A 231-nucleotide genomic window follows, 5' to 3' on the forward strand; every position below is an offset into this window, starting at 1 on the left:
CATCGACCGTCGCGCCAGTGTTCTCCACCACACTGTTGTGGCCCTCAGAGACATCTCCATCACCATCTTCCGGCGTCACCACCGGAGGACCATCCGTCTGACCATTGATCGTGATCGTCAGCGTCGCTTCGCTCGTATCTCCATCGGCGTCCGTGATCGTGTAGCGAATCTCCTCAACCAGCGTATCGCCTTCGTTCAACGCCTGCACCGCTGCCAGGCTGTTGTCCAGCG

At 59.7% G+C, this 231-nt stretch carries 1 protein-coding gene; it reads right to left on the reverse strand.

From position 1 onward, the window contains the following. A partial coding sequence (locus tag KOE80_RS20250) for a VCBS domain-containing protein (RefSeq protein WP_226349865.1) occupies nt 1-231 on the reverse strand: 231 nt, incomplete at both ends.

Origin of the sequence: Alcaligenes sp. 13f (genome assembly GCF_020496585.1) — a bacterium.
Classification (GTDB): Bacteria; Pseudomonadota; Gammaproteobacteria; order Burkholderiales; family Burkholderiaceae_B; genus Alcaligenes; species Alcaligenes phenolicus.